This window comes from Pseudomonas sp. Pseusp97, assembly GCF_047304025.1.
Lineage (GTDB): Bacteria > Pseudomonadota > Gammaproteobacteria > Pseudomonadales > Pseudomonadaceae > Pseudomonas.
In genome coordinates, this window is the sequence record NZ_JBGLYK010000049.1 from 22,400 (window position 1) to 29,257 (window position 6,858).

6 protein-coding genes are annotated in these 6,858 nt (G+C 66.3%); 4 read left to right on the forward strand and 2 right to left on the reverse strand.

Going from position 1 to position 6,858, the window contains the following annotated elements; genetic code table 11:
* Nucleotides 1–6: 6 nt before the first annotated feature.
* Nucleotides 7–1,122: a 2-aminoethylphosphonate--pyruvate transaminase gene (locus ACCC94_RS11430; protein WP_413349577.1), complete on the reverse strand. Its 1,116-nt coding sequence runs from the start codon at nucleotides 1,120–1,122 to the stop codon at nucleotides 7–9.
* A gap of 148 nt (nucleotides 1,123–1,270) precedes the next feature.
* Between ACCC94_RS11430 and ACCC94_RS11435 the strand changes: the two genes are divergently transcribed.
* Complete coding sequence (locus ACCC94_RS11435; protein ID WP_413349578.1) at nucleotides 1,271–2,131, forward strand: LysR substrate-binding domain-containing protein; 861 nt, start codon at nucleotides 1,271–1,273, stop codon at nucleotides 2,129–2,131.
* A 198-nt stretch (nucleotides 2,132–2,329) separates the two neighbouring features.
* Here ACCC94_RS11435 and ACCC94_RS11440 read toward each other — a convergent pair whose 3' ends face one another.
* On the reverse strand, nucleotides 2,330–3,214 hold the full coding sequence (locus tag ACCC94_RS11440) for a LysR substrate-binding domain-containing protein (RefSeq protein ID WP_413349579.1): 885 nt from the start codon (nucleotides 3,212–3,214) through the stop codon (nucleotides 2,330–2,332).
* 330 nt (nucleotides 3,215–3,544) lie between these two features.
* On the opposite strand from ACCC94_RS11440, the gene ACCC94_RS11445 reads away from it, so the two are divergent.
* The 3 genes from ACCC94_RS11445 to ACCC94_RS11455 all read left to right on the forward strand — a co-directional run bounded on the left by ACCC94_RS11445 (nucleotide 3,545) and on the right by ACCC94_RS11455 (nucleotide 6,626).
* Nucleotides 3,545–4,903: an MFS transporter gene (locus ACCC94_RS11445; RefSeq protein ID WP_413349580.1), complete on the forward strand. Its 1,359-nt coding sequence runs from the start codon at nucleotides 3,545–3,547 to the stop codon at nucleotides 4,901–4,903.
* Between the two features lie 170 nt (nucleotides 4,904–5,073).
* Nucleotides 5,074–5,595 (forward strand): RNA polymerase sigma factor, encoded by a 522-nt coding sequence (locus tag ACCC94_RS11450; protein ID WP_413349581.1) that lies wholly within the window; start codon nucleotides 5,074–5,076, stop codon nucleotides 5,593–5,595.
* A gap of 107 nt (nucleotides 5,596–5,702) precedes the next feature.
* The gene (locus ACCC94_RS11455; protein WP_413349582.1) at nucleotides 5,703–6,626 is read left to right on the forward strand and encodes a FecR family protein; all 924 of its coding nucleotides are present in this window, start codon (nucleotides 5,703–5,705) and stop codon (nucleotides 6,624–6,626) included.
* Nucleotides 6,627–6,858 lie beyond the last annotated feature (232 nt).

Sequence of the window (6,858 nt, forward strand, 5' to 3'; positions counted from 1 at the left end):
CGGGCGTCAGATTTCGAAGACTTCCATTTCCTTCAGCGTCTCGGCGATGGCTGCGACGGCGGCGCGCATGCCGCTGGCGTCGACCTGGCCGATGCAACCGACGCGGAAGGTTTCCACCTGGGTCAGCTTGCCCGGGTAGAGGATGAAGCCCTTCTCGCGCACCCGGTTGTAGAACTCGGTGAAGCTGTAGCGAGCGTCGCGCGGGGCATGGAAGGTGACGATGATCGGCGCCTGGATCGCCGCCGGCAGGAAGCTGCGGAACCCGAGCTGGGCCATCTCGGCCAGCAGAGTCTGGCAATTGTTTGCGTAACGCTGATGACGGGCCGCAAGACCGCCCTCCTCCTCGTATTGGCTCAGCGCTTCGTGCAGCGCGGCCACCACGTGGGTCGGCGGGGTGAAGCGCCACTGGCCGGTCTTGGCCATGTAGGCGTGCTGGTCCTGCAGGTCCATGGACAGCGAGTGGCAGTTGCCGGCGCTGGCGTTCAGGGCGGTGCTGCGGGCGAAGACGAAGCCCATGCCCGGTACGCCTTCCAGGCACTTACCGGAAGCGGCGATCAGCGCGTCGAAGGGAATCTGCCGGGCATCGATATCCAGCGCGCCGAAGGAGCTCATGGCGTCGATGATCAGGCGCTTGCCGTGGGACTCGATGACCCTGGCGATGTCGGCCAGCGGATTGAGGATGCCGGTGCTGGTTTCGCAGTGGATCAGCGCGACATGGGTGACGCTCGGGTCGGCGCTGAGCAGGCGGTCGACGTCGGCCGCGGTGGTCGGCACGTCTTCTTCGGTTTCGAAGGTGGCAAATTCGCGGCCGATCACCTGGCAGATCTTCGCCAGGCGCTTGCCGTAGGCGCCGTTGATCAGCACCAGCACCTTGCCGTCACGCGGCACCAGGGTGCCGATGGCGGCCTCGACGGAGAAGGTGCCGCTGCCCTGCAGGGGCACGCAGGTGTGGGTCGCCTCGCCGTGGATGATCGCCAGCAGGTGCTTGCAGACGTCGGCGGTCAGGTCGTTGAAGTCGCGGTCCCAGGAACCCCAGTCGACCATCATGGCGCGACGGGTGCGGGGGGACGTGGTCAGCGGACCGGGAGTCAGCAGGATGGGGGCTCGCTCGGCAGTGCTCATGCTCGATTCCTCTTTGTTGGGAACGTCGTCAGGGCTGAATTCGGTTGGGCCGGGCGGGTTAGCGGCGGCCTGGGCATAACTTGCCGGCCGTGCAGATATCGTTCAAATTGTTTATCACGATGCACCGCATAAGCCGGACATATACCTCATGAACCTTTTCCAGCTCCGCGCCTTCGACGCCGTCGCCCGCGAACGCAGCTTCACCCGCGCCGCCGAGCGCCTGTTCATCAGCCAGCCGGCGGTGACCGGGCACGTGAAGGCACTGGAGGAGCACTACCAGGTCAACCTGTTCCGCCGCACCGCGCGCGGCGTGGAGCTGACGGAAGATGGCGTACGACTGTCGGCGATCAGTCGTACGCTGTTCGCCCTGGAGGAGGAAGCCGAGGCCATGCTCGACGCCACCCGCGAGCTGGTGACCGGACGCATCGAGGTAGCTGCCGACGGCCCGCACCTGGTAATGCCGATGCTTGCCCGGCTACGCGCGCGCTACCCCGGCATCACCGTCAACCTGCGCCTGGGCAATGCGCAGGAAACCCTCGCGGCGCTGATGGACGAGCACGTCGATATCGCCGTGCTGACCGAGGTAGAGCCGCGCGCCGGGCTGTTCCTGCGTGAACTGGTGGAGTCGCGCATCTGCGCCCTGGTGCCGGCCAGCCATGCCTGGAGCGAGCACGCGGGCGAGCTGCCGCTGGGCGAGCTGGACCAGCAGATCATGGTGCTGCGCGAGCCCGACTCGATCACCCGGCGCACCTTCGATGCGGCCTGCTCGGCGGCCGCGGTCACGCCACGCGTGCTGCTGGAACTGGACAGCCGCGAGGCCGTCACCGAAGCGGTGGCGGCGGAGTTGGGCATCGGCATCGTGTCGTCGCTGGAGGTCAGCCCTGACCCGCGGGTGAAGGCGATTCCGTTGGGTGGCAATGGCCTGCTCAACCGCCATGCCATCGGCTGCCTGGAACGGCGCCGGGGGTTGCGGGTGGTGAGCGCGTTTCTGGAGTTGGCGGAGGGTTGACGGATCGGTCGGAAGGATGCGGTTCGCGAGCAAGCTCGCTCCTACGAAAGACACTCCAGCGTATGCCCCATCTGTAGGAGCGAGCTTGCTCGCGAACAGCCGCCCTACTCCGCCGGCAAATCTTCCTTCACCAGCCTTGTTTGCGATCCCTCGGCCTTGTCTGAGCCCTGCATGGGTATCGCTTCGCTCCACGCCATCCTACGGTTGATGCTCCGGTAAATCTTCCTTCACCAGATCGAGAAAGGTCGCCACGATCCGTCGCGTGCTCTGCTCGCGCAGGCACACCAGGGTCTCGCTCATGCGCCAGTGACAGTCGAGGATCGGCAGCGCATGCACCCGCGCATCCGCGCCAAGCTCAGCGGCGGAAACCACGCCGACGCCAATTCCAACCGCTACCGCTTCCAGCGATGCTTCGCGGCCTTCCACCTCGATGGCCGGGCGGATGCGCAGGCCGGCCCGGGCCATCTCCGCTTCGAGCATCTGCCGGGTCACCGAGCCCTGCTCGCGCAGCACCAACGGCGTGTCATCGAGGTCGGCCAGTTCGATGGACTGGCGCCCGGCCCAGGGATGGCTGCGGCCGACGAAAGCGACGATGGGGTCACTGCGCAGGGTGAAGGTCAGCAGGCGCTCGTCCTGCACCTCGCGACCCAGCAGCGCCAGGTCCGCCTGGTAGTCGAACAGGCGTTGCAGGGATTCGTCGGTATTGCCCGTCTCCAGCTTCACGCGGATGCCCGGATGGCGCTGGCAGAAGCGCGCGATCTGCGGCAGCACGTGCACCGGCGCATCCACCGCCAGGGTCAGGCTGCCGGTCTGCAGCGCGCTGGACTCCTGCAGCAGCTCCTGCGCCTCGGCCTCGATGACGAACAGCCGCTGGGTCACTGCGAGCAGGCGTTCACCCAGTTCGGTCAGGCGCACCGAGCGCTTGTTACGGTGGAAAAGCAGCACGCCGTAGCGCTCTTCCAGCTTGCGCACCTGGTCGGAAATCGCCGGCTGGGTGAGGAACAGTCTTTCGGCAGCGCGGGTGAAACTGCCGTGCACGGCGACGGCATGGAAGGCCTTGAGCTGAGCGTGGGAAACGGACATGGGCGGGCCTCTGCGGGAAGGTTCTGACCGTATTTCCACCGGCAGGCGGAAAGCGACTACGAGGTCATTCGCGCAGAACACTAGCGTCATGGCGCGCTGCCTTACAAGCCTAGCTTATTTTTGAAATCTGATAAATCGATTTCAGTTATTTATTCGAAATTGTTTCCATCCCTCCACCGCCGCTGCACCTCACCGGTCGCAGCGACGGTCCAGAACAGCTGCAGCGATTCTGACCCGCACCGCAAGGCGGTGCGACGTGCTCCTACAAGAAGAACAAGAAAGGCGTTCCCCACTGACTGCCGGCACATACAACAACAACGAGGTCAGATCATGCTCAACCCTCACGGCACCGCTTCGCCGCGCGCTTCCCTGGCGCGCTGGAAATGGCAGATCTTCGCCATCACCTGGCTGGCCTACGCGGCCTTCTACTTCACCCGCAAGGCCTTCTCGGTGGCCAAGCTCGGCATTGCCGAAGACCCCAGCTTCCATCTCGACAAGATCGCGATGGCCAACCTCGACGCCGTCTACCTCACCGCCTACGCGGTGGGCCAGTTCACCTGGGGCGTCTTCGCCGACCGCTACGGCCCGCGCGTGGTGGTATTCGGCGGCCTGCTGATCTCCGCCGCCGCTGCGCTGGTGATGGGCAGCTTCGCCACCCTGCCGATCTTCGCCACCTGCATGGTCGTCCAGGGCCTGGCGCAATCCACCGGCTGGTCCGGGCTGTGCAAGAACATCGGCAGCTTCTTCGCCACCCACGAACGCGGCCGCGTGCTGGGGCTGTGGAGCACCTGCTATGCCTTCGGCGGGCTGGTCGCCTCCCCCTTCGCCGGCTGGTGGGCCTATGAAGTGTTCGGCACCTGGCACGCGGCGTTCTACTCCACCGCTGCGGTGGTCGGAGCGGTCGCCGTCCTGTTCCTGTTGCTGCAACGCAACCGCCCGCAGGACGTCGGCCTGCCGCCGGTGGAAGCCGACGTGCAGCAACCCGAAGCGGTGAACTACGCCGGCTTCAAGCACGAAGGCGAGAACGGCAAGTCGCTGCGCATCCTCGGCAAGGTGCTGCGCAATCGCACCGTGCTCACCCTGGGCCTGGCCTATTTCCTGCTCAAGCCGGCGCGCTACGCGATCCTCCTGTGGGGTCCGGTGATCGTCTACGAACGCATGCCGGGGCTGGGCAAGGTCGGCGCGGCGATCCTGCCGTCGGCCTTCGAGGTCGCCGGGCTGCTCGGGCCGATCCTGATCGGCTTTGCCTCGGACCGCATCTTCGGTGCACGGCGCATGCCGGCGTGCGTGATCAGCCTGCTCGCCCTCACCGCGTGCCTCGCCCTGTTCGTCCCCGCCATGCAGACCGGTAGCAGCCTGGTGGTCCTTGCCCTGCTGTTCATGATGGGCCTGACCCTCTACGGGCCGGATTCGATGATCAGCGGCGCGGCCGCCGTGGACTTCGGCACCGGCGAAGCGGCCGGCACCGCGGCGGGCTTCGTCAACGGCTGCGGCTCCATCGGCGCGATCCTCGGTGGCCTGCTTCCCGGTTACTTCGACACCTACACCGTGTTCATCGGCTTCACCGTCACCGCGCTGATCGCCGCCGGCATCCTGATCCCGCACTGGAACAGCCGCCCGGAAGCGGCCGCCCCGGCGCAACCCGCCAGCGACGCCTCCCGCCTCAACGCACGCCCCTTGCGCTCCTGATTCCCGCTTACCCCTCACCGGCCGGCTGAGGGAATGGGCGAGGTGCCCCGCGCGCCTCGCCCTTTTTTCATTGGGCCGCACCCATCCGCAACCAGGCATGGGCTTGTGCCATCAGTCACAGCTTAATAGTATTAATTATCATTTGATAATTATTCCTGCTGGACGCCCTTGTGAGCACTTCCAACCTCGACGCGGTCTTCCTGGCCCAGCGCCTGCCCTTGTTGCGCACGCTCGTACGGATGGTGAAGAACCCGAGCATCGCTGAAGACCTGGTGCAGGAAACCTACCTGCGCGTCGCCCGCACCCTGCTCGAACGCCGCATCGACCACCTGGAACCCTTCCTCTTCCAGACCGGCCGCAACCTCGCCCTGGACCATCTGCGCCACCGGCGCATGCAGTCGCGGACCCTGCTCGATGACGTGCCATTCGATGTGGTCCAGGCCGTGCCGGCCCCCGGCTCCAGCGCCGAGGACCAGTTGCACGCGCAGAAACTGCTCGAACGCCTGGGTGCCACCCTCGAAGAACTCAGCGAACGCCAGCAGCGCATCTTCATCCTCAGCCGCCTGCACGGCTGCGGCTACGCGGAAATCGCCGAGCAGCTCGGCGTCTCACCCAGCACGGTGCAGAAGGAACTGAAACTGATCATGGCGATCTGCGTCGGACTGGTCAGCCGCCTCGAGGAGCCGGTATGACGGACCACCGTTCGCCGGCCGATTCGACAACAATGCGCGGCTCGCCACCCCAGCACCGCCCCGAGGATCGCCCCTTGCCCCACGCCGCGCCGCCCGACGACCAGCAGATGGCCGAAGCCCTCGACTGGCTGAGCCTCGAGGACGACATGGACGCCGCAACCCGCGCCCGCTTCGATGCCTGGCTCGCCGCCAGCGAAGGCAATGCGCGGGCCTACCAGCGCGTGCGCGATGCGTGGCAGTCGCCATTGCTGCCGGTCGCCGCTGCGCGCCTGGAGCGCAGGCTGGTGCAGGAAAAGGTCCGCCCAGTGCGCCGCCAGCATCACTTCTGGAAGCCGGTTGCCACGGCTGCGGCCTTGGTGCTTGCGATTGGCGTCGTGGTGCAGGGCGACCTGCTGACGCGCCTGCGCGCAGACCATCTCACTGCTGTCGGCGAGCGCCAGAATGTCCAGCTGGCCGACGGCTCCAGCGTGCTGCTCAACACCGATACCGCGCTCTCCAGCAAGGTCGACGACCAGCAGCGTGTCGCCCGCCTCTACCGCGGCGAGGCCTTCTTCGATGTCGCCCATGACCGCAGCCGTCCCTTCGAAGTGGAAGCCGGGCCGGTGCAGGTCACGGTGCGCGGCACCGCGTTCGCCGTGCGTTACCTGGGCAACGAGGCGGAAGTCAGCGTGCAGCGCGGCGAAGTGGACCTGCGCACGCGCCAGGACGACGCCCGCGTCAGCCTCGGCGCCGGCGACAGCATCCGCGTCGGCCCGCAAGGCTTCGGCGAACGCCAGCACGGCGCCGAGGCCGAATCCCAGCTGGCCTGGGTAAAGGGCCGCATGGTGTTCGAGAACTGCCCGCTCAGCCAGGTGCTGGCCGAGTTGCGCCGCTATTACCCCGGCTGGATCGTCACTACCAACGAGCGCCTCGATAACCTCAGCGTCACCGGCAACTGGCGCCTGGACGACCCGCTGGGGGTGGCCCGCTCGCTGGCGCAGATTACCTCCGCCGAGCTGCGCGAATACCCGAAACTGCTGATCCTCAACTGATCGGTCCACTTCGGCGAAAGTATTTTTACGCGATCCGCAAGGCTCGCTCGTTTAGTCAGAAGCCAATGCAATAGATTCGCATTTACGAATGCGAACGAAGACTGACTAAGAGAGCCCTTCGATGACCAATGCTTCTTCGCGTGCCACTCTGCGCCGGCTGTCCGCGCCGGCCAGCATCTCGCTGCTCGCCCTGTCCATCGGCCTCGCCAGCCTGCCGGCCACGCCCACCTGC

Coding starts and splice junctions, on each gene's coding strand:
- ACCC94_RS11430 (WP_413349577.1), bottom strand. CDS start 1,122: ATGAGCACTGCCGAGCGAGCCCCCATCCTGCTGACTCCCGGTCCGCTG.
- ACCC94_RS11435 (WP_413349578.1), top strand. CDS start 1,271: ATGAACCTTTTCCAGCTCCGCGCCTTCGACGCCGTCGCCCGCGAACGC.
- ACCC94_RS11440 (WP_413349579.1), bottom strand. CDS start 3,214: ATGTCCGTTTCCCACGCTCAGCTCAAGGCCTTCCATGCCGTCGCCGTG.
- ACCC94_RS11445 (WP_413349580.1), top strand. CDS start 3,545: ATGCTCAACCCTCACGGCACCGCTTCGCCGCGCGCTTCCCTGGCGCGC.
- ACCC94_RS11455 (WP_413349582.1), top strand. CDS start 5,703: ATGGCCGAAGCCCTCGACTGGCTGAGCCTCGAGGACGACATGGACGCC.